At 59.5% G+C, this 21,747-nt stretch carries 21 protein-coding genes, 1 pseudogene and 1 other annotated feature; of the genes and pseudogenes, 14 read left to right on the top strand and 8 right to left on the bottom strand.

Annotated features, from left to right (window positions below):
* Positions 1-6: 6 nt before the first annotated feature.
* Together ABD827_RS03275 and ABD827_RS03270 are read right to left on the bottom strand one after the other, a co-directional pair.
* Positions 7-615 (bottom strand): annotated as a pseudogene (locus tag ABD827_RS03275) (aminodeoxychorismate/anthranilate synthase component II); the annotation flags it as partial.
* Complete coding sequence (locus ABD827_RS03270; protein ID WP_344962282.1) at positions 608-2,158, bottom strand: anthranilate synthase component 1; 1,551 nt, start codon at positions 2,156-2,158, stop codon at positions 608-610. The pseudogene ABD827_RS03275 and the gene ABD827_RS03270, both read right to left, overlap by 8 nt.
* Before the next feature lie 177 nt (positions 2,159-2,335).
* Positions 2,336-2,438: a sequence feature (Trp leader region), on the bottom strand.
* A 112-nt stretch (positions 2,439-2,550) separates the two neighbouring features.
* On the opposite strand from ABD827_RS03270, the gene rnm reads away from it, so the two are divergent.
* The 3 genes from rnm to rluB are packed head-to-tail and all read left to right on the top strand — an operon-like array spanning position 2,551 to position 4,953.
* Positions 2,551-3,375 carry an RNase RNM gene (gene rnm, locus ABD827_RS03265; RefSeq protein ID WP_344962280.1) on the top strand — a complete coding sequence of 275 codons (825 nt, stop codon included), beginning with the start codon at positions 2,551-2,553 and terminating at the stop codon, positions 3,373-3,375.
* Between the two features lie 18 nt (positions 3,376-3,393).
* On the top strand, positions 3,394-4,014 hold the full coding sequence (locus ABD827_RS03260; RefSeq protein ID WP_344962278.1) for an L-threonylcarbamoyladenylate synthase: 621 nt from the start codon (positions 3,394-3,396) through the stop codon (positions 4,012-4,014).
* 9 nt (positions 4,015-4,023) lie between these two features.
* Entirely contained in the window at positions 4,024-4,953 is a 930-nt protein-coding gene (gene rluB, locus ABD827_RS03255; protein WP_344962275.1) for a 23S rRNA pseudouridine(2605) synthase RluB, read from the top strand.
* Between the two features lie 443 nt (positions 4,954-5,396).
* On the opposite strand, the gene ABD827_RS03250 is transcribed toward rluB, so the two are convergent.
* The 6 genes from ABD827_RS03250 to ABD827_RS03225 all read right to left on the bottom strand — a co-directional run bounded on the left by ABD827_RS03250 (position 5,397) and on the right by ABD827_RS03225 (position 11,626).
* Positions 5,397-6,371, bottom strand: a complete 975-nt coding sequence (locus ABD827_RS03250; protein ID WP_344962273.1) for an alpha-L-glutamate ligase-like protein — start codon at positions 6,369-6,371, stop codon at positions 5,397-5,399.
* Positions 6,368-7,918, bottom strand: coding sequence for an inactive transglutaminase family protein (locus tag ABD827_RS03245; protein WP_344962271.1), 1,551 nt, complete (start codon positions 7,916-7,918; stop codon positions 6,368-6,370). The genes ABD827_RS03250 and ABD827_RS03245 overlap by 4 nt, the downstream gene beginning before the upstream one ends.
* A gap of 5 nt (positions 7,919-7,923) precedes the next feature.
* Positions 7,924-8,691 (bottom strand): ATP-dependent zinc protease family protein, encoded by a 768-nt coding sequence (locus ABD827_RS03240; RefSeq protein ID WP_298723438.1) that lies wholly within the window; start codon positions 8,689-8,691, stop codon positions 7,924-7,926.
* Complete coding sequence (gene cmoB / locus ABD827_RS03235; RefSeq protein ID WP_344962269.1) at positions 8,684-9,694, bottom strand: tRNA 5-methoxyuridine(34)/uridine 5-oxyacetic acid(34) synthase CmoB; 1,011 nt, start codon at positions 9,692-9,694, stop codon at positions 8,684-8,686. Before cmoB ends, ABD827_RS03240 begins: the two co-directional genes overlap by 8 nt.
* Complete coding sequence (cmoA, locus tag ABD827_RS03230) at positions 9,691-10,419, bottom strand: carboxy-S-adenosyl-L-methionine synthase CmoA (RefSeq protein ID WP_344962268.1); 729 nt, start codon at positions 10,417-10,419, stop codon at positions 9,691-9,693. Before cmoA ends, cmoB begins: the two co-directional genes overlap by 4 nt.
* Positions 10,420-10,783: 364 nt before the next feature.
* Positions 10,784-11,626: a DUF72 domain-containing protein gene (locus tag ABD827_RS03225; RefSeq protein WP_344962266.1), complete on the bottom strand. Its 843-nt coding sequence runs from the start codon at positions 11,624-11,626 to the stop codon at positions 10,784-10,786.
* A gap of 226 nt (positions 11,627-11,852) precedes the next feature.
* Between ABD827_RS03225 and aspS the strand changes: the two genes are divergently transcribed.
* The 11 genes from aspS (at position 11,853) to tolB (ending at position 21,745) form a co-directional block, all read left to right on the top strand.
* Positions 11,853-13,658 carry an aspartate--tRNA ligase gene (gene aspS, locus ABD827_RS03220; protein WP_344962264.1) on the top strand — a complete coding sequence of 602 codons (1,806 nt, stop codon included), beginning with the start codon at positions 11,853-11,855 and terminating at the stop codon, positions 13,656-13,658.
* Positions 13,659-13,661: 3 nt separating this feature from the next.
* Entirely contained in the window at positions 13,662-14,147 is a 486-nt protein-coding gene (gene nudB / locus ABD827_RS03215) for a dihydroneopterin triphosphate diphosphatase (RefSeq protein WP_344962262.1), read from the top strand.
* Positions 14,134-14,874 (top strand): YebC/PmpR family DNA-binding transcriptional regulator, encoded by a 741-nt coding sequence (locus ABD827_RS03210; protein WP_344962260.1) that lies wholly within the window; start codon positions 14,134-14,136, stop codon positions 14,872-14,874. Before nudB ends, ABD827_RS03210 begins: the two co-directional genes overlap by 14 nt.
* 354 nt (positions 14,875-15,228) lie before the next feature.
* Positions 15,229-15,750 carry a crossover junction endodeoxyribonuclease RuvC gene (gene ruvC / locus ABD827_RS03205; RefSeq protein ID WP_298723460.1) on the top strand — a complete coding sequence of 174 codons (522 nt, stop codon included), beginning with the start codon at positions 15,229-15,231 and terminating at the stop codon, positions 15,748-15,750.
* A gap of 166 nt (positions 15,751-15,916) precedes the next feature.
* Positions 15,917-16,525 (top strand): Holliday junction branch migration protein RuvA, encoded by a 609-nt coding sequence (ruvA, locus tag ABD827_RS03200; RefSeq protein WP_298723463.1) that lies wholly within the window; start codon positions 15,917-15,919, stop codon positions 16,523-16,525.
* A 3-nt stretch (positions 16,526-16,528) separates the two neighbouring features.
* A complete protein-coding gene (gene ruvB, locus ABD827_RS03195; protein WP_344962257.1) occupies positions 16,529-17,548 on the top strand; it encodes a Holliday junction branch migration DNA helicase RuvB in 1,020 nt (339 codons plus the stop codon).
* A gap of 267 nt (positions 17,549-17,815) precedes the next feature.
* Positions 17,816-18,229 (top strand): tol-pal system-associated acyl-CoA thioesterase, encoded by a 414-nt coding sequence (gene ybgC / locus ABD827_RS03190; protein WP_298723469.1) that lies wholly within the window; start codon positions 17,816-17,818, stop codon positions 18,227-18,229.
* Positions 18,219-18,899 (top strand): protein TolQ, encoded by a 681-nt coding sequence (tolQ, locus tag ABD827_RS03185; RefSeq protein WP_344962255.1) that lies wholly within the window; start codon positions 18,219-18,221, stop codon positions 18,897-18,899. Before ybgC ends, tolQ begins: the two co-directional genes overlap by 11 nt.
* Positions 18,899-19,324 carry a protein TolR gene (gene tolR, locus ABD827_RS03180; protein ID WP_298723472.1) on the top strand — a complete coding sequence of 142 codons (426 nt, stop codon included), beginning with the start codon at positions 18,899-18,901 and terminating at the stop codon, positions 19,322-19,324. Before tolQ ends, tolR begins: the two co-directional genes overlap by 1 nt.
* A 7-nt stretch (positions 19,325-19,331) precedes the next feature.
* Positions 19,332-20,444: a cell envelope integrity protein TolA gene (tolA, locus tag ABD827_RS03175; protein ID WP_344962252.1), complete on the top strand. Its 1,113-nt coding sequence runs from the start codon at positions 19,332-19,334 to the stop codon at positions 20,442-20,444.
* 2 nt (positions 20,445-20,446) lie between these two features.
* Positions 20,447-21,745: a Tol-Pal system beta propeller repeat protein TolB gene (gene tolB, locus ABD827_RS03170; RefSeq protein WP_344962250.1), complete on the top strand. Its 1,299-nt coding sequence runs from the start codon at positions 20,447-20,449 to the stop codon at positions 21,743-21,745.
* The last annotated feature ends 2 nt before the right edge of the window (positions 21,746-21,747 follow it).

Here is a 21,747-nt window from a genome sequence, read left to right as displayed (position 1 = left end):
CTTGGTTTCCGGTGCGCTTAAAAAGTCCAGACCTTGTGCCAGCAATTGTGCACCCTCCGTGGTCATGATGGATTCGGGATGAAACTGAAAACCCAGTACGCGCTTGGCGGTATCCTGCACCGCCATGGTCATGCCCTGATAGTCGGCAATGACCGGCAGGGTACTGGGGATTTTGGTGCCCACCAGCGAGTGATAACGGGCCACCGGCAGCGGGTTGGACAGGTTGACAAACACCCCCTGGCCGTTATGGCTGATAAGCGAGGTCTTGCCGTGCCTGATTTCGCCGGCGCTTTCTACCGTGCCGCCGTAGTGCTCCACCAGGGCCTGATGGCCCAGGCAAATACCCAGGATGGGGAAGCGACCGATGCAGGCGCGGATCAAGGCCGGCATGTTACCGGCTTCGCTGGGAATGCCGGGGCCTGGCGAGAGTACCAGAATGGGGCGCTGGCCTTGCTGCTCACCCTGCTCCATGGCGGCGACCAGTTGTGCCACCGGTACCGTGTTGCGATACACCTTGACGGTGGCGCCCAGGGTACGGAACTGGTCCACCAGGTTGTAGGTGAAGGAGTCGTAGTTATCGAGCAGGAAAATGGTATTAACTGAAGTGTTAGTCATGGCTCACCTCCGCCAGTGTGGTGCCGTGGGCCAGGGCGATGGCATTGAGTACCGCCGCGGCCTTGTTGCGGGTTTCGTCGGCTTCCGACTGGGGGTGCGAGTCATACACCACACCGGCGCCGGCCTGCACATGGGCCACGCCATCGTTAACGAAGGCGGAGCGGATCACGATGCAGGTGTCCATGTCGCCCAGGCCGTTGATGTAGCCCACGGCGCCGCCGTAGCTGCCCCGGCGCTGCTGTTCTACCTGGCGGATCAGTTCGCTGGCGCTGATTTTGGGGGCGCCGGTCAGGGTGCCCATGTTCATGCAGGCCTGATAGCCGTGCAGGGCGTCCAGATCGTGGCGCAGGGTGCCGACCACGCGCGACACCAGGTGCATCACGTGGCTGTAGCGGTCTACGCTCAGCAGGTCTTTCACGTAGCGGCTGCCGGGCTCGCTGATGCGGGCGATGTCGTTGCGGGCCAGATCCACCAGCATCATGTGTTCGGCGGTTTCCTTGGCGTCCTGGCGCAGGTCCAGCTCGATGCGACCGTCCAGATCCAGGTTGATGCTGCCGTCCGGGTTGAAGCCGCGCTTGCGGGTACCGGCAATGGGGTACATTTCAACCACGCGGCTGTGGTGGTCAAACTTGACCGAGCTTTCTGGGCTGGCGCCGAACAGGGTGAAGTCCTGATCGTTCACATAGAACAGATAGGGGCTGGGGTTGGTCTGCTTGAGCTTGCGATAGGCGGCCAGCGGATGCGGGCAGGGCAGGCTGAAGCTGCGCGACGGCACCACCTGAAAAATATCGCCCGCCAGAATGTGCTCTTTCAGGTTGACCACGTCGGCCCTGAATTCGGCATCGCTCTTGCTGGCCTGTATCTTGCCTTCGAGTCGCTCGCCGGCCCTGGGCTCGGGGTGAACCTGGCCACAGGCGCCGGCCAGTTGATCCAGCCGGGCCTGCAGGCGGGGCTGCTCGGCCGGGTCGAAGACGCTGGCAGACAGGCGACCGGTTTCCTGCTTGTGATCCAGGGTTACCAGGGTTTCGGCTAGATAGAAGCAGAAGTCGGGGCAATTGTTGATGCCCTCGGCAACCTCGGGCAACTGCTCGAAGGAGGCGATGAGATCGTAAGAGAAGGTGCCGGCCATAAACAGGTGCTGCTGGCCCTGGCTGGCGGTAAAGCGAGTCAGGATAAGGCGCAGGGTGTGCAGCACGGACGGCGCCTTGAGGCGGCTGTCTTCGTCCAGATTGTCATCGGCCTGGGGCAGGGTCACCAGCAGCTGGTGCCCGGTACGCTCGCCGCCCAGTTCCTGCTCAACCAGGTCAAGAGCGGGCAGGCCGTTGGCGTTGAGCGCGGTCAGGGTCACCTGATGGTGCCGGCATACCAGGCGCACACAGGCGTCCAGCATCAGCAGGCTCTGGGTTCCGGCCTTGGTGTCGATTTCGGCAGACTCCAGCAGCATGCTGTTGTCGCCCGGTTGGGTGAGGGCTGCGAATAACGCGAGCGGATCGTCGGTATAGGGTGCATCTTGCAATAACACGTGGAGCTGACCATGCGCCATCTTGTTTTCCTTTTTTAGTTAGTCGCGGTCATCAGGTATTTGCCTGATCACCTGGCTGGCAATGTCGTCATCGGTAATGGACACGAATGCCGTTGGTAGCGGCGTAAAACCCGGCCCGGCTTGCCATCGCCAAAAAACTCTTCTGCTCGGTTTCATCGCATCACCTTTTGCTGGATAATAAAAAAGCCCGCAAGGTTGCGGGCTTTTATGTTCGCTGAGACTTTAAGACGAATACAGCAAATCACACCACCCGAGATTAGGGAGTGTGCCACCACCAAATAATGCGTAGAGTGGAATTTTGCTGAAACATCGCGCTCTTCTCGTTAATCAGAAACTGGATACAGTTAAACGATAATCGGGGGTGCAAGTCAACCCTGAACACAGGATTTTTTATGCGAATCGATCTGCACAGTCATTCCACCGCCTCCGATGGCCAGCTGACGCCGACCGAGTTGATGGCTCGGGCCGCCGAAAAAGAGGTGGATGTGCTGGCGCTGACCGACCACGACACCCTGGCCGGGCTGGAAGAAGCGGCCCAGGCGGCCGAGGCCCATGGGGTGCGCCTGATCAACGGGGTGGAGATCTCCTGCCTGTGGCAGGCGCTGGAAGTACACGTGGTGGGGCTGAACATCGAGCGGCACCATGCAGGGCTGAATGCGCTTTTGGCCGAGCAGCAGGAACGGCGCGAACAGCGTGCCCGGTTGATGGCCGAGCGGCTGGAAAAGGCGCGTTTTCCCGGTGCCTATGAAGGCGCCCGGGCGCTGGCCGGTGATGCGCCCATTACCCGTACTCACATGGCCAAATGGCTGCTGAGCCAGGGGGCGGCGGATTCGATTCCCAAGATCTTCAAGAAATATCTGAGCCGGGGCAATACCGGCTATGCGCCGCCCAACTGGTGTTCGCTGAACGAGGCGATTGGCGCCATTCAGCAGGCCGGTGGGGTGGCGGTGCTGGCGCACCCGACCCGCTACGAGTTATCCAACAAGTGGGTCAAGAAAATGCTGGCGGCCTTTGCCGAGGCGGGCGGCGATGCGATGGAGGTTTCCATGGCACAGCAGAGCCCGCAAGAACGTGCTACGTTGGGGCAATGGAGCAAGGATCATCAGCTGGAAGCCTCGGTGGGCTCCGACTTTCACTACCCCAGCCAGTGGCGGGAGCTGGGTCGGCAGCTGTGGTTGCCGAAGGAAGCCACACCCGTATGGACACGCTTTATCTAAATCATTCCGGGAGGAATTATGAGTCAATATTTTGAACTGCACCCCGACAATCCACAGGCTCGTCTGATCAATCAGGCGGTGGCCATTGTGCGTCAGGGCGGGGTGCTGGTGTATCCCACCGACTCCGGTTATGCCATCGGCTGCCTGGTGGGCGACAAGAGCGCCATGGAGCGTATCTGTCGCATTCGTAAAATCGAAAAGGATCACAATTTTACCCTGGTGTGTCGGGATCTCTCCGAGCTGTCTTTCTACGCCCGGGTCGACAATGGCGCCTTTCGGTTGATGAAAAACAACACCCCCGGCGCCTATACCTTTATTCTGCAGGCCACCAAGGAAGTGCCCAAGCGGCTGCAAAACCCCAAGCGCAAGACCATAGGCCTGCGGGTGCCCGATAACGCCATCAGCCTGGCGCTGCTGGAGGCGCTGGGCGAACCCCTGATGTCCTGCAGCCTGATCCTGCCCGGTGAAACCGAGGCGGAATACGATCCGCATCTGATCCGTGAAAAGCTGGAAAAACTGGTCGATCTCATCATCGACGGTGGCGTGCTGGATCCCAGACCCACTACCGTGGTGGAGCTGTATGATAATACCCCTGTTATTGCCCGCGAAGGCGCCGGCGATATCCGTCCCTTTGAATAAGTGAATGACATGACTGAAAAACTGCAAAAAGTGCTGGCCCGAGCCGGCAAGGGCTCACGCCGCGAAATTGAAACGCTGATAAGCCAGGGACGGGTCAGCGTAAACGGCGATGTGGCCCATCTGGGTGACAGGGTCACCGGCAAGGAGCAAATCCGGGTCGACGGTCACATGGTGGAAACCCAGCCCGAAGGTGAAATCATCTGCCGCGTGCTGGCCTATCACAAGCCGGAAGGCGAGGTGAGCACCCGCAAGGATCCGGAAGGTCGCCCTACTGTATTCGACCGGCTGCCCAAGCTGCAGGGCTCGCGCTGGGTGGCGGTAGGCCGACTGGACGTGAATACCTCGGGTTTGCTGCTGTTCACCACAGACGGCGAGCTGGCCAACCGCCTGATGCACCCGCGTCACGAAATCGACCGGGAATATGCGGTGCGGGTATTCGGTGAAGTGAACGAAGCCATGCTGCAACGGCTGCGCAAGGGCGTGATGCTGGAAGACGGCATGGCCAAATTCGACACCATCAAGTACAACGGTGGCGAAGGCATGAACCACTGGTTCCACGTTACCCTGAAAGAAGGCCGTAACCGGGAAGTGCGTCGCCTGTGGGAGTCGCAGGAGATGCAGGTCAGCCGGTTGATCCGGGTGCGCTACGGCAAGATTGAACTGCCCCGCAACCTGCCGCGTGGCGGCTGGGCCGAAATGCCGCTGGACCAAGTGAACTACCTGCGTAATGAAGTCGGCCTGACCAACGAAGAGCAGAGCAAGGTCGACGTACACGCCACCGAGCGCTACAAGCAGGTGGCGCAAATCCGCAAGGCCGTGCGCAAGCATAACTCCCGCGTGAAAGGCGAGGGCGCAGGCGCCGGAGCGGCGGCCAAAAAGCCGGCCCCGGCTCGCGCGCGCAGCACCGGCCAGCGCCAGAAGCGCAAGACCCGGCTGTAAGGGCAGCGGTAAGCTTTAAGCGGTAAGAAAAACGGCGCCGGGGGCAAACCCCGGCGCCGTTTTTTTGGCCTTGTTCCCTCCCCTTTGGCTCGGCTTGTCGGAATGACAACGGGGTGCAAGGCAAGGGGAGGGTTGGGGAGGGGTTACGGCACCCGGTCAAAAGTGACACCCCCTCCCAGCCTCCCCCTGGAGAATATCTTCTGTTATGTCTGTGACTCCGCTGCCAAGGGGGAGGGGCTTTTAGCTCCCTCCCCTTGAACCCGTGATCTACAGGATGACAGCGGAGTGCAACGCAAGGGGAGGGGTGGGGAGGGGTTACGGCACCTAGTCAAAGTGACACCCCCACCCAGCCTCCCCCTGGCGAGAAGCCGCTGTGATACCTGTAACGCCGCTGCCAAGGGGGAGGGGCCGCTCGGCGCCGTTTGCGGGCGCACGCCTCACCTTCACACCACTTCGGTCGCAAACTCCTTGCGCGAGAAGGTAACCCGCTCTTCCGGCGCCATGGTGAACTTCTTGCCCAGCTTTTCGATTTTGTGCAGTCGCGGCACCAGTCCGGCGCCGTTGGCGGTTTGAATGGCCAGGCCGGGGCGGGCGTTCAGCTCCAGCAGCATGGGGCCTTTTTGCTTGTCCAGCACCATGTCGGTACCGATATAGCCCAGGCCGGACATTTCGTAGCAGGACGACGACAGGCTCAGCAGTTGTTCCCAGTAGGGGACTTTCAGCTCCAGCAGGTCGCGACCGGTGTCCGGGTGATAGCGAATGGGCAGGTTGAACTGCACCGCCCGAATGGCACGGCCGGTGTTGATGTCCAGCCCCACGCCCACGGCGCCCTGGTGCAGGTTGGCCTTGCCGTCCGAGGCCTCGGTCGACAGCCGCATCATCGCCATCACCGGAAAGCCCTTGAACACAATCACCCGAGTATCGGGTACGCCTTCGTAAGAGAAGCCGTCGAACACGTCATCGAAGTTGATCAGCGCTTCTATCAGTGCCACGTCCGGCTTGCCGCCGAGCGAGAACAGTCCGGCCAGAATGTTGGATACGTGTCGTTCCAGGTCATCGATGGTTTCGGTCTTGCCGCTGGGCTTGACGAAGTTTTTCTGATCGTGATTGACGATCACCGTTATGCCCTTGCCGCCGGAGCCCTTGGCCGGCTTGATACAAAAGCCCGGCCAGTCCTTGATCATGTCCCACAGGTGTGAAACCTGATGCTGAAACTCGATCACCCCAACCAGATCGGGCACGGTGACGCCGGCATCCAGCGCAATTTTCTTGGTTTGCAGCTTGTCGTCCACCAGCGGATAGAGCCGGCGCGGATTATAGCGGCTGATATAGGAAATATTGCGCCGGTTCATGCCCATGATGCCCATCTTGTCGAGGGCAAAGGGCGAGGCGTATTGTGCAAGCCAACGCTTAATCATTTCTTCTGCCCGTCAACTTTTTGTTCATCAAGTTTCTGTTCATCAACCAGGGGCTTGAACCGCTTGAGTTCGGTCAGGCGATAACCGGTGTAGTTACCCAGCAGCAGTACCACGGCCATCACGATCAGCTGCAGGCCGAGGAAGTTGAAGGTGAGGTGACGAACCAGCTCGCTGTTCATCGCCAGAAACGCGACCACGGCCACCATCAGCGAACCGCCGCCCTGCTTGACCACTTCCTTGGGGCCTTCTTCTTCCCACAGAATCGACATCCGCTCTATGGTCCAGGCCAGGATGATCATCGGGAAGAAGGTGATCTTCATGCCCTCGGTCAGGCCCAGCTGATAGGCGACGATGCTGAAGAAGCCGATCATGCCGATCACCATGATGATCACCGCCGATATTCGCGCCACCAGCAGCAGGTTGAGGTGCGACAGGTAGGATCGCAATACCAGACCGGTACCCACGATAATCAAAAAACCCACCAGGCCGGTAAGCAGGCTGGTCTGAATAAAGGCCATGGCAATCAACACCGGCATGAAGGTGCCCGAGGTCTTGATGCCGACGATAATGCGCAGAAACACCACCACCAGCACCCCGATGGGGATCAGCAGTATGCCCTTGAACAGGGCCTGTTCTTCCAGCGGCAGGTTGTAGAGCGAGACGTTAATCCAGTGCGGCTGATCGAATTTATTCGCCAGCGCCACGTTGACCGGTTGCTCTTGCTCCAGCATGGTAAATGTGACCCGGGAATTGCTGCCGCCCACCAGATCCAGCACCGGGGCGGAGTGATATTCCCACAGCAGCAACTGCTCTTGCCGACCCTGATCACCGGTAACCGGGTTGAAAATTTCGTACTGCCCGTTCTGTTCACCGCTGTACACCTGCACTATGTTGATCAGCGGCTGACGACGACGGCCATCTTCCAGCTCCAGTCCCTTGAGCAGTCGCGCCGGTACATTGGCGCGGTGCAACAGCTCCACCAGCAGCGGGCCCGGGGCCTTGTATTGAGCCAGCAATTCGGCGTTCTGGCCGCGGTTGTTCAGCTCTTTCAGCAGTTCCCGGGTCAGGGTAATGCCATCGGCAGAGCGTTCTTCGGCCAGTGACAGCACCTGATCCATGGCGGTGGCATAGGGCTCGGCCACGTCGGCCTGCATCATGGTCGGGATCTGGGTCGACAGCGGGCCCCTGGCGAAGGGATCCAGCATCATGTCGACCTTGTAATACAGCTCCTGCGGACCCGAGGCGTTGCGAATCGACCACTCGGCGCGGCTGGTGCCGTTGGCTTCGATAAACGAGAGGCCATAGCCCGGAGAGGCGGCGGACTCGTTCATCAGGGTAAAGCCGGGCTGACTGCCGGGAATGGCCAGCGAGGCCTTCACCGGTTTGCCGTTGGCTTCAAATTCCACCTTGGCCTCGATGGACCAGATCTGGCGTTTTTCGCCCGGCAGCCAGGGCACCTCGTACACAAAGTAGCGGTGCAGCATCAGGGCCAGGCCGACCAGAAACAGCGCGGCCACAATCAGATAAAACGGCTTGCGTGAGTACATGACGTTTACTCGCTGGCAGGAGTCGGACGCTTGGGCTTGCCCTGCACGTTCTGGCGGGCAATATCGACCACAGCGATGTCTTTCAGGAATTCACGGCCCAGCAGCACCGGATAGGTCATCTGGCTACGGTCGGTGAGGGTAAATTCGGTTTTTTCGGACAAGCGGCCCAGACGCATGGTCAGTGCCACCACCGGGCGACGCTCGACGCTGTCGGCCGACGCCTGGCGAATGCGCACATAGCGAACCAGCGGCGTTTCGACCGACAGTTTTTCATCCACGCCCTCGTGGGCCAGGTTGAAGCTGACCCAGGGCTTGCCATCTCGCTCGAACACCGTGATGTCCTGTGCGCTGAGCGAAGAGGTGGTGGCACCGGTGTCGATACGGGCGGGGAAGCTGTCGTTGACCGCATCCAGCCAGACGGTTTCGGTTTCGCCGACGACCAGTTTGCCGTCCCGGGTTTCATTTTCCGGGTAGTCGGCCGTTTCGGCCGGCTGCGCTATGGGCTGTGCGGCGGGAGCGGGGGCGGGGATCTGCTTTTTCAAATTTCGAATATCCTGTTGCAAGGCTTTCATGAAGGCGTGATGGTTGCTGTTGAGCTGCGCATTTTGCCGGACCATGGTGTCGGTCAGCCGGGATTCCAGGCTTGAAAGGGTAGCATCGAGCCTGGCCTCGGTAACAGGCTGCGGCTCGGGCTGCGCGTCCATCGGTGACGTCTGACTGACACAGGCGGTCAGTAACAGCGGTAATACCAGTGATGTCGCGACCTTATTCATAGCTTCCCTCTTGTTGTTGGTATTGCGGGTCTATCGGCTTGTTGGCGATGATTATCGTCCGTTTGGGTGCCGGATAGCCCTCGATGGTTTTAGTGGGGTCTTTCGGATCCAGAAAGTCCGCCAGTGATTCGTTGCGCATCCAGTCGGTGCGTCTTTGTTCCTGCAGTGTGGTCGCACTTTCGTCCACCACCCGTATGTTTTCGAACCCGCATTTGTTCAGCCAGCCGACCAGCGCGGCGGAGCTGGGAATAAACCAGACGTTGCGCATCTTGCCGTAACGTTCGCCCGGTACCAGTACCTGATGCTCGTCACCGTCGATGACCAGGGTTTCCAGTACCAGCTCGCCGCCGCCGCGTAACTGCGCCTTGAGCTGCAGCAGATGATCGATGGGCGAGCGACGATGATAAAGCACGCCCATGGAGAAGACGGTATCGAACGCCCGCAATTCGGGCAGCTCTTCTATTCCCAAGGGTAATACCTGGATCCCGTTATAACCATTGGCGAAGTGTTTTATCGCCTCAAACTGGCATAAAAACAGCTGTGAAGGATCGATACCCACCGCCATTTTGGCGCCGGCACCCATCATGCGCCACAGGTGGTAGCCGCTGCCGCAACCCACATCCAGCACATAGCGGTGTTTCAGCGGGCTGATGTGCGGCACCAGGCGATCCCACTTCCAGTCGGAACGCCATTCGGTGTCGATGCTGATACCGTGCACTTCAAACGGCCCCTTGCGCCAGGGATGAAACTGGCCGAGCAGGCTGGCAATTTTTTTGGTCTCGCCGGAGCTTATCTCGCCGGGGCGACCGATGCTGACGCTGTTGGTCAGCTCGACTCGCTCGGTACTGATCTTCGGCAGCTTGTGCAGCGCCCGAACCCAGCGTGCCAGATCACCGTGCAAATGGGTTTTCTGCCAGTCGTGCAACTGACCGGGCAGGCAGTGCAACCAGTGGCTGAGGCGGTTTTTGGCTATCTGCTGATAGAAGTCGCTGAAGTCGATCATTTGATGGCCACCATGGATCCGAAGTTGAAACACTGAAACCACAGATCCACATGCTGGAAGCCGACCCGTTTCAGTCGTGTCTTGTGCAGCTCCGGGGTATCCGGGCGCATCACGTTTTCCAGCGCGGTGCGTTTCTGGCTGATTTCCAGTTCGCTGTAACCGTTGGCTCGCTTGAAGTCGTGATGCAGATCGATCAGCAGTTCGTTGACGGTGTCATCGGCACTGACGAACTTTTCGCTCAATATCAGCACGCCACCCGGTTTCAGCCCCCGGTAAATCTTGTTTAGCAGGGCTTCGCGCTTGTCGGGGTCGATAAACTGCAGGGTGAAGTTCAGCACCACCACGGAGGCGTTGTCGATCTCGATATCGCAGAGATCCGCTTCGGTCAGGGTGACCGGCACCTCCGACTTGAACGCGGCCAGGTGACTGGCGGCTCGCTCCAGCATGGCGGCAGAATTGTCCACGGCGATAATGCGACAACCCGGTTGCGTCAGGTTGCGGCGCATTTCCTGGGTGGCGGCACCAAGCGAACAGCCCAGATCATAGAGCCGGCTGTCGGGCTGGGCGAAGCGGGTGGTCATCATGCCGATGGCGGAGATGATATTGGAATAACCGGGCACGGATCGTTTGATCATGTCCGGAAACACCTCGGCGACATTCTGATCGAAACAGAAGTCACCGAGCTGGGCGATGGGGGTGGCGAAGATATGATCTTTTGATTGCATGGCTTTAGTAATGACGACCCTGGCTTACGGCAGCAGGTGGCTGCAGACAATGGGCGCCATTGTAAAATAAGCACCGGGTCTTGTCTTGCAGGCGGCAAGGGGCGACGAAAATATATTTTGGCTGGAAGAGCGGTGAGGGGTGAGGAGTGAGGGGTGAGGGGGGCGAACTCCCTCCCCTGAACTCGTGATCAGCAGAACTGCTGCGGGGTGCAACGTAAGGGGAGGGTTGGGGAGGGGTTACTGCACCCGGTCAAAAGTGACACCCCCACCCAGCCTCCCCCTGGCGAAACTTCGTAGCCATGCCTGTGACTCCGCTGCCAAGGGTGAGGGGCAAACAGCCCCTCACCCCTCACGTCTCACAGGTTTAAAATAACGAGCCCTGAGGGCCGGGAGCCAGACCGGGAAAGTCGGGCAGCGGCTGCTGCAGAGCCGTCGCTATTTCTGCCGCCAGCAGCGGGGCCAGTTGGTTGTCGGCGGTATGCACGAACAGGTACACCGACTTGCCCTCATCCAGCCAGGCGTTGATACGCGGCACCCAGGGCTGCCAGAAGGGTTTGTTCACCTCCGGATCGGGATGGCCGATGAAGCGAATCACCGGCGCCGGGCCCGTGCTGATGATATGCACCGGGACCCTGGGTTTTTTCTGCTGGGCATCCGCCAGCGCCGGGGTAGATGGCGGGCAGGAAAACACCGGGCGCGAGTCCATGATGATGCGATTGGCGCCCCGCTCCAGCAGCAGTCGGTTGAGCTGGCGTTCGGCCTCGCCCTTGGCGAAGAAGGCGGGATGGCGTACCTCTACCCCGTATTGAAACCGATCCGGCAGGGCAGCCAGCAGTTGTGCCAGGCCGTCCAGTTGCTCGGGGCCGCAGACGGCGGGCAGTTGCAGCATCAGCATGCCCAGCTTGTGCTGCAACGGGTCCAGCTGTTCGATAAAGTCCAGAGCGGCCCTGATGTTGTCGGCCAGCCGGCCCTGATGACTGACGGCGGCGGGAAACTTGAAGGTGAAGCGAAAGTCGTCAGGGGTCTGGCTGGCCCAGCGCTGCAGGCTGTTGGCGTCTGGCACGCCATAGAAGCTGGTGTTGCCTTCCACCGAGTTGAATACCCGGCCGTAGTCGAGCAGATGCTCGGTGGTTTTGAGCTCACGCCCCAGCAACTGCCCGGGCCAGGCGGGGTGGGACCATTGGCTGAGGCCCAGATATAACGACATATTTTTCCTTTTTACAAAGGGATTAGGGACTGGGGAATGGGGAATAGGAGCCAGGAGAATGCGGGATTTGCCTTTGCCAGTCCCTATTCCCTAATCCCTATTCCCGCCTTTTAAAGACATGATTTTACGGCCCTTCGGGTTTTCCATTATACTAGCGCGCTATTTACTGACAAATTCATGACTCGCGGCCGCCGGTCGCGTGGCAACATCATCAAAGGAAGACTCCATGCGCACTCATTATTGCGGGCAGGTTGACGCCGCCCTGGTTGGCCAGAGCGTAACCCTAAGTGGCTGGGTACATCGTCGTCGTGATCTGGGCGGTCTGATCTTCATCGACATGCGCGATCGGGAAGGCATAGTGCAGGTGTTCTTCGATCCGGACAAGGCCGAAGCCTATGACAAGGCGTCTGCACTGCGTGCCGAGTTCTGTATCCAGATGACCGGTGTAGTACGTGCCCGTCCCGAGTCTCAGGTGAACAAGGACATGGCCACCGGTGCGGTGGAAATCTTCGCCCACGAACTGACCATCATCAACAAGGCCGATCCGCTGCCGCTCGACTTCAACCAGAACAACTCGGAAGAACAGCGCCTCAAGTATCGCTATCTGGATCTGCGTCGTCCCGAGCAGGCCCGTTACCTGAAAACCCGCGCCAGGGTCACCAGCCGGGTGCGTCGTTTCATGGACGATCAGGGCTTCATGGACATCGAAACCCCGATGCTGACCAAGGCCACGCCGGAAGGCGCGCGCGATTATCTGGTGCCGAGCCGGGTGCACAAGGGTTATTTCTACGCGCTGCCCCAGTCACCCCAGCTGTTCAAGCAGTTGCTGATGATGAGCGGCTTCGACCGTTACTACCAAATCGTCAAATGCTTCCGCGACGAAGACTTGCGTGCCGACCGTCAGCCCGAATTCACCCAGATCGATGTGGAAACCTCTTTCATGAGCGCCGAACAGGTGCGGGAAGTGATGGAACAACTGGTACAGGATCTGTGGCAGGACGTGGCGGGCGTGGATCTGGGCACCTTCCCGGTGATGAGCTACGCCGACGCCATGCGTCGTTACGGCTCCGACAAGCCGGATCTGCGTATTGCCATGGAGCTGGTCGACATTGCCGATCTGGTGAAGAACGTCGACTTTCAGGTGTTTGCCGGCCCGGCCAACGACGCCAAGGGCCGCGTGGCCGCGCTTCGAGTACCCGGTGGTGCCGCCCTGTCTCGCAAGCAAATCGATGAATACGGCAAGTTCGTCGGCATCTACGGCGCCAAGGGCCTGGCCTGGCTGAAGGTGAACGACGTGACCAAGGGCCTGGAGGGCGTGCAATCGCCGGTCGCCAAGTTCCTGAGCGAAGACATCGTCACCGAACTGCTGGCCCGTACCGGTGCCCAGGACGGTGATGCCATCTTCTTCGGCGCTTCTTCCGCCAAGGTAGTCTGCGATGCCATGGGCGCCCTGCGTCTGAAGCTGGGCAAGGATCTGGATCTGATCGAAAACAGCTGGAAGCCGCTGTGGGTGGTCGACTTCCCGATGTTCGAAGAAGAAGACGATCGCCTGTATGCCATGCACCATCCCTTTACCGCTGCCAAGGACATCAGTGCCGAAGCGCTGGAAGCCGACCCGACCGCGGCCGTGGCCAATGCCTACGACATGGTGATCAACGGTTACGAAGTGGGCGGTGGCTCGGTGCGTATCCACAACAACGAGATGCAGCAAACCGTGTTCTGTCTGCTCGGCATCAACGCCGAAGAGCAGCAGGAAAAGTTCGGCTTCCTGCTCGACGCGCTGAAGTACGGTACGCCGCCGCACGCCGGTCTGGCTTTTGGCCTGGATCGTCTGGTGATGCTGCTGACCGGCACCGACAATATTCGGGACGTGATTGCCTTCCCCAAAACCACCACCGCTTCCTGTCTGCTGACCGATGCGCCCAGCCTCGCCAACCCGGATTCACTGACGGAGCTGGCCATTCGTACCGAACTGCCGGCAGCCAAGGCAGGCCAATCCACAGCTCAATCCGCAGATAAGGCAGACAGCTAAGACATGGCTCACAAGCATCCGGAATCGGTGCTGATCCTCATTCATACCGAGGATCAGGTACTGTTACTGCAACGTCAGGACAACCCGGACTTCTGGCAGTCGGTCACCGGCAGCCTGGAAGTGGGCGAAACCCGCTATCAGGCGGCGGTGCGCGAACTGGAAGAAGAAACCGGACTGCGGCTGAATAACGGCCTGCAGCTGGTGGAAACCGGACACCGGGTGCGCTTTGAAATCTACCCCCGCTGGCGGCATCGTTACCGCCCGGGGGTGACCCACAACTGGGAATACGAATTTCACTTGCAGCTGTCGAGCCCGCAGGAGGTGTACCTCACCGAGCACCTTTCCCAGCGCTGGATGCCGTTGGCAGAGGCCCGGGAACAAGCCAGTTCCTGGACCAACAAGCTGGCCATCGACCGGCTGATACAGCGCAAGAATCAAGACAAGAATTTATGCAGGGACAAAGGAGACGAGACTGATGGCAGGTCATAGTAAATGGGCCAATATCAAGCATCGCAAGGCGGCACAGGATGCCAAACGCGGTAAAATCTTCACCAAACTGATCCGCGAACTGACCACCGCCGCCCGCGAAGGCGGCTCGGATCCGACGGCCAACCCGCGGCTGCGGGCGGCCATCGACAAGGCGCTGTCCAACAACATGACCCGCGACACCGTCGATCGGGCGGTGAAGCGTGGCGCCGGCGAGCTGGACGGTCAGGTGCTGGAAACCATTATCTACGAAGGCTACGGCCCGGGCGGCACCGCGGTGATGGTGGAATGCATGACCGATAACCGTAACCGCACCGTATCCGATGTGCGCCATGCCTTTTCCAAGAATGGCGGCAACCTGGGTACCGATGGCTCGGTTGCTTACCTGTTCGAGAAGAAGGGCGTGATCAGCTATGCGGGCGTCGACGAAGAGACGGTGATGGAGGCGGCACTCGAAGCTGGTGCCGACGATGTGGTGGTGAACGACGACGGCTCCATCGACGTGTATACCCAGTGGGACGAATTCGGCAGCGTCAAGGATGCACTCGATGCCGATGGTCTGGAGGCCGAGAACGCCGAAGTGACCATGATCCCCTCGACCAGCGCCGAACTGGACGAAGACACGGCACCCAGGTTCATGCGCCTCATCGACATGCTGGAAGATGCCGACGACGTGCAGGAGGTTTACCACAACGGCGAGATCTCCGACGAACTGGCGGAAAAGCTGTAAACGAGGCCCTTCGGGCAGCCGTAAGCGATAAGCTGTCAGCGTTAAGTGATGCTGCTTTGTAGGCCCGGCTTTAGCCGGGCAAGGGTGCAGCAGGTGGCATGGTTTGCCCGAATAAATTCGGGCCTACAGACATTCGTCTTGATCTGCGGTGAGGCCGTAGGCGCCACTTTAGTCGGCGCAATGTTACAAACGGCCGCATATTCAAGGCCAGCTTCGCAGGCCCTGCCGGCTAAAGCGGCAGCTACAGGCCGGAGTCCTGTCTGCAGGCGACAGAACCCTTTAATTTTAATAATTTACTTTCAGCCGGCTCGATCAGCTTACCGCTGATAGCTTACGGCTGATAGCTGGTTTTTTATGTCCATTATTCTAGGTATCGATCCCGGCTCGCGCATTACCGGCTACGGCGTGGTGCGCCAGAGCGGCAATAAAATGGAATATCTGGGCTCGGGCTGTATTCGCATGACCGACGACGAGCTGGCGCCACGACTGAAGAAAATCTACGACGGTGTCAGCGAGATCATCCTGCAATTCCGGCCAGACCTGTTCGCCATCGAGCAGGTGTTTATGGCCCGCAACCCGGACTCGGCGCTCAAACTGGGTCAGGCCCGGGGCGCGGCGATTGTGGCCGCCGCCAATGGCGGCTTGGAGGTGGCGGAGTATTCCGCCCGCCAGATCAAGCAGGCGGTAGTGGGGCAGGGCGGCGCCGACAAGTCCCAGGTGCAGCACATGGTGGTGAAGCTGCTGAGCCTGCCCGGCACGCCTCAGGCCGACGCCGCCGATGCCCTGGCGGTGGCCCTGTGCCACGGCCACACCCGCCAGAGTCTGGTCAGCATGGCCGGCCAGGTTCGAGGCACGGTACGAGGGCGGCTGCGTTGAAATCGAGGATTTGGGACTGGGGATTCGGGATTGGAATACAGGAGTCCCAGCCTACCGCGGTTCGAGTCCCCATTCCCTGTTCCCGAGTCCCGGTATTGATACATGGATATTTATCCAGTTATTCATTATTCTTGGTGCAACTCAGATTGGTTAGCGGGGATCCCCAGTGATAGGTCGGTTGAAAGGTATTATCAGCGAAAAACAGGCACCGGACATTCTGCTGGATGTCGGTGGTGTCGGTTATGAAGTGACGCTGCCGATGAGCTGTTTTTACGAGTTGCCCAATATCGGCGAGGCGGCGACCTTGCTGATCCATTTTGTGGTGCGTGAAGACGCTCAGCTGTTGTTCGGCTTTAATACCAAAACCGAGCGTGCGCTGTTTCGCGAGCTGATCAAGACCAACGGCGTGGGCCCCAAGCTGGCGCTGGCCATTCTGTCCGGCATGACCGCCGATCAGTTTATCTATAACGTCGAGCAGGGCGAAATCGGCGCCCTGGTCAAGTTGCCCGGCGTGGGCAAGAAAACCGCCGAGCGGCTGATCGTGGAAATGCGCGACCGGCTCAAGGGCTTTGGCGGTTATGACCTGTTCAACCCGGCCCCCGAAGGCATGGGCTCTGTCGCCTCGGTGGCCGACGGTGCGCGTGACGAGGCCATTGCCGCCCTGCAGGCGCTGGGTTACAAGGCCAATCAGGCCGAGCAAATCGTCAAGAAAATTGCCAAGCCGGGGCTGGATGCGGAACAGCTGATCCGTGAAGCCCTGCGCAGCATGGTGTAAGGCATGATTGAAGCGGACCGTTTTATCAATCCCGCGCCCCAGCGGGAAGAAGAAGTCATCGACCGGGCCATACGGCCCAAGGCCTTGTCCGATTATCGTGGTCAGGATCATGTGCGCAGCCAGATGGAAATTTTCATCGAGGCGGCCCGTCGCCGGGAAGAAGCGCTCGATCACCTGCTGATCTTCGGCCCGCCGGGGCTGGGCAAGACCACCCTGGCCAACATCGTCGCCAATGAAATGGGTGTCAGCATCAAGACCACCTCGGGCCCGGTGCTGGAAAAGGCCGGCGATCTGGCGGCCATGCTCACAAATCTTGAGCCGGGAGATGTGCTCTTTATCGATGAAATTCATCGTCTGAGCCCGGTGGTGGAAGAAATTCTCTATCCGGCGATGGAAGACTATCAGCTCGACATCATGATTGGCGAGGGGCCGGCTGCGCGCTCCATCAAGCTGGAGTTGCCGCCCTTTACCCTGGTGGGTGCAACCACCCGGGCCGGCTCGCTGACCTCGCCGTTGCGTGATCGCTTCGGCATCGTGCAGCGGCTTGAGTTCTATCAGGTTGGGGATCTGGCCCACATCATCAGCCGCAGCGCCGACAAACTGGGCCTGACCATCAACGACGACGGTGCCTTCGAGATGGCGCGCCGGGCTCGGGGTACGCCGCGTATTGCCAACCGCCTGTTGCGCCGGGTGCGGGACTTCGCGGAGGTGAAGGGCAGCGGCGATATCGATGCCTCCATTGCCGCCCAGGCGCTGGACATGCTGGATGTCGACAAGCAGGGCTTCGACTACATGGACCGCAAGCTGTTGACCGCGGTACTCGACAAGTTCATGGGCGGCCCGGTGGGGCTGGATAATCTGGCGGCGGCCATCGGCGAAGAGAAGGAAACCATCGAGGATGTGATAGAGCCCTACCTTATTCAACAGGGCTTTCTGCAGCGTACCCCCCGTGGCCGCATCGCTACCCCCAGGGCCTATCTGCATTTCGGCTTCGATCTGCCGGAGTCAAGACTGGGGGAATAGGGAATGGGGAATGGGGAATAGGGACTGGGTCTCTAATCCCCAATCACTCTTTGGTCGAATAAATTCGACCCTACACTTTGCCGCTTCACGCTTCACGCTTCACGCTTCACGCTTCACGCCTCACGCCTCACGCCTCACGCCTCACGCCTCACGCCTCACTCCTCACTCCTCACGCCCTTTCCTGTCGTGCGCTAAAAGCGTTCTCTTCTTTCCTAAATTTGACTCAGGTATAGTAATGCCATCTTTTTAGCCCCTATGGCTGAGCGAATGACGTCTGACACAAGCTTTGACTGGCCGGTGCGTATCTATTACGAAGATACCGATGCCGGTGGTATTGTTTATAACGCTAATTACTTGAAATTCATGGAAAGAGCACGCACCGAATGGTTGCGCAGCCTGGGGGTTGAGCAGGACACTCTGCTCGAACAGGGGGTGGCCTTCGTGGTGCGGCGGGTAGAGCTGGATTTTCAAAGGCCCGCCCGTTTCAATGATGCATTAACTGTCACCGTGACGGTGAAAAAGCTGAAACGTGCCTCTATTGTATTTGAACAGGAAATTCTGGATGATGCCGGCCTTTCGCTGGTTCGGGGAATGGTGCAGATTGCTTGCGTCAAAATTCCTCACATGAAACCCTTTGCCATTCCTGAGCCGCTGATGGGAGTATTGTCAGGTGCACGCTGAAATATCGTTTTTAGGTCTGTTTTTACAAGCCAGCTTGCTGGTGAAACTGGTGATGCTGCTGCTGATGGGCATGTCTATTCTGTCCTGGGCGATGATCCTCAACCGGCGCAAAATACTGACCACAGCCCGGAATGACTCGGCGCAGTTTGAAGACAAGTTCTGGTCCGGTGCCGATCTGAGTCGCCTGTATCACGAGAGCAATGCCCGCCGTGACAACCTGGCCGGCATGGAGCAGATTTTTTACGCCGGCTTCAAGGAGTTTGTGCGGCTGCAAAAACAGGGCCGCTCGCAGGAGAGCATGCTCGAGGGCACCTATCGCACCATGCGCGTGGCGCTGTCGCGGGAAGTGGATCGCCTCGAGACCAACCTGTCGATGCTGGCGACCATCGGTTCCATCAGCCCTTATATCGGTCTGTTTGGTACCGTTTGGGGCATCATGAATGCCTTTATCGCCCTGGCGGAAGTGCAACAGGCCACGCTGTCGATGGTGGCACCGGGTATTGCCGAGGCGCTTATCGCCACGGCACTGGGCCTGTTTGCGGCCATTCCGGCGGTGATTGCCTATAACCGGTTCAGCTATCAGGTTGAGCGCCAGGAAAACCACCTGGCCAACTTCATGGATGAGTTTTCTACCATTCTCAACCGCCAGGTGGCGGCGGGTGGCAACTGATGCACGGCTATCAACGCAGACGTCGTAAACGCGTTGCCGAGATTAACGTGGTGCCTTATATCGATGTGATGCTGGTGCTGCTGATTATTTTCATGGCGACTGCGCCGGTGATCACTCAGGGCGTCAAGGTGGACTTGCCGCAGGCCGAAGCTGAAATGATGCCGGAAGACAGCGACAAGCCGCTGGTGGCGTCCGTCGATGCCGAAGGACGTTACTTTCTCGACATCGGCGAAAACCGGGACGAGGCGGTAGATTTGCTGGCGCTGGCGAATATGGTGCAGGCTCAGCTAAAAACCACCCCCAAGGCACCGGTGGTGGTGAAAGGCGACGCCAACGTACGTTATGACGCCGTCATTCAGTTGATGGCCACGCTGAAGGCGGCCGGCGTGCCGACCGTTGGCCTCATGACGCAACCGGAGCAGTAGCGGACTCATGACGGAGCAAGGCGGTATTCGCAAATCGTTATTGATTTCGCTGGCGTTACATCTGCTGATTGGCGTGGTGTTACTGGTCGGAATCGATTTTAGTGCGCCCAAGCGGCCTGCTCAGGCGGTGTCGATCATCGAAGCCACCATGATCGATGATGGCATGGTGGCGGCTCAGGCCGAGCGCCTGGCCGAAATGCAGGCGCAGCAGGAGCGCGCGAGGGCCGCAGAGCAGGCCAGCGCCGAGGCAGAGCAGAAAGCGGCAAAAGAGGCCGAGCGTTTGGCTGAGCAGCAGCGAGCAGCCGAAGAGGCCAAGCGTGTAGCCGAACAGCAGCAGGCCCTGGCTGCCCAGCAGGCCAAGGCCGAAAATGAACGGCAACAGGTGATAGAACAAGAGCGCAAGGCTCAGGAAGCGGCACAAGCGAAGAAACAGGCGGAAGCCGAAGCGGCTCAAAAGGCGGCCGAGGCCAAGGCACTGGCGGCCAAAAAGCAGGCAGAAGCCGAGGCCAGGAAAGCCGAAGAGGCGAAGAAACAGGCCGAGGCCAAGGCGGCGGAGGCGAAGAAACAGGCCGAGGCCAAGGCGGCGGAAGCGAAGAAGCAGGCCGAAGCCAAGGCGGCGGAGGCGAAGAAACAGGCCGAGGCCAAGGCGGCGGAGGCAAAGAAACAGGCCGAGGCCAAGGCGGCGGAAGCGAAGAAGCAGGCCGAAGCCAAGGCGGCGGAAGCGAAGAAGCAGGCCGAGGCCAAGGCGGCAGAGGCGAAGAAGAAAGCCGAAGCCGAGCAGGCGCTGAAGGATCTGGAAGCCCTGATGGGGGCGGATGGTGGCGGTAGTTCACGACCGGCCTCGGCGGCGGAAGTAAACAAGTATACCGGCATGATCGTGGCCGCCATTCGGCGTAACTGGCTGGTAGGGCCTACCATGGTAGGCAAGCAGTGCGTGATTAATATTCGGGTAGCGACAGACGGCTTGATCCTGAACATAGGGGAGGGTCAGGGAGATTCGGAGGTGTGTCGTTCGGCCCGGCTGGCGATTCGCAAGACCGGTACTCTGCCGATGCCCAAGGATCCTGAAGTGAACAAGCAATTACAAAATCTGAATCTGACGCTGATACCGAGGCTCTAGTGATGACAAAACGATGGATATGGTTATGGTTGCCGCTGCTGTTGCTGGCAGGTCGGGCACAGGCGGCACTGGATATCGTGATTACCGGCGGCATCGACAGTGCCCGCCCGGTGGCGGTTGTGCCCTTTAAATGGACCGGCGGCGGTGCGGCCCCGCAGGATCTGGCCGAGGTGATTGGCAACGACTTGCGCAACAGTGGCATGTTCCGCCCGCTGGATCGCAGTCGCCTGCCCCAGCAGGTGGCCAGCGCCGCCGAGCTGAATGCGACTCTGTGGAGTCCGCACCAGGTCGAGGCCGTGCTGGTGGGCTCCATCGAGCCGGCCGGTGGCAACCAGTACCGTATCAGCTTCGAGCTGGCGGATGTATTGGGTAAAAACGGGGCTCAGTTGCTGGAAAGCCGCAGTGCCACCGTACCCGCGGCCCAGCTGCGCCAGTATGCGCATCGAATGGCCGATATCGTGTTTGAAAAGCTGACCGGCATCAAGGGCGCCTTTCTGACCCGCATCGCCTACGTCAACGTGCAGCATGGTGCCCAGTATCCGTTTCAGCTGATGATTGCCGACTACGACGGCTTCAATGAGCAGGTGCTGTTACGTTCGCGCGAGCCCTTGATGTCACCGGCCTGGTCGCCGGACGGACGCAAGCTGGCCTATGTATCGTTCGAGAACAAGAAAGCCGAAATCGTGGTGCAGGATATTTACAGCCAGCAGCGTCAGGTGGTCAGCTCTCAGCCGGGTATCAACGGTGCGCCCCAGTGGTCACCGGATGGCAGCAAACTGGCACTGGTACTGTCGCGGGACGGCCAGCCGGAAGTCTATGTGCTTAACCTGTCCAGTCGACAGTTGAGCCGGGTGACCAATAATCGCACCATAGATACCGAGCCGAGCTGGGCGGCCGACGGCAAGGCCCTTTATTTTGTGTCCGAGCGGGGCGGTCGTCCCCAGGTGTATCGAGCCGATTTGAACACTGGCGATACGCGTCGCGTCACCTTTCAGGGTGATACCAATTTAGGTCCCCGTGTGACCAATGACGGCAACAGCATGGTGCTGGTCAGCCGTTCACAGGGACAATACCGAATTGCTCGTCAGGAGCTGGATGGAGGTCAACTGCAGGTGTTAACAGAAACCCAGCTGGATGAATCGCCAAGCCCTGCACCTAACGGCACTATGATCATCTATAGTACCACCTATCAGGGGCGCCAGGTGCTGTCTCTGGTGTCTATGGATGGTCGTTTTAAGGCCAGGCTGCCCGCACGAAGTGGTGATGTTCGTGCACCGGCATGGTCACCATATCTCAATTGATC

This window comes from Oceanisphaera sediminis (assembly GCF_039539745.1).
Lineage (GTDB): Bacteria > Pseudomonadota > Gammaproteobacteria > Enterobacterales > Aeromonadaceae > Oceanimonas > Oceanimonas sediminis.
The sequence above is the reverse complement of the archived record's forward strand: the minus strand, read 5'-3'. Positions and strand labels throughout refer to the sequence as shown.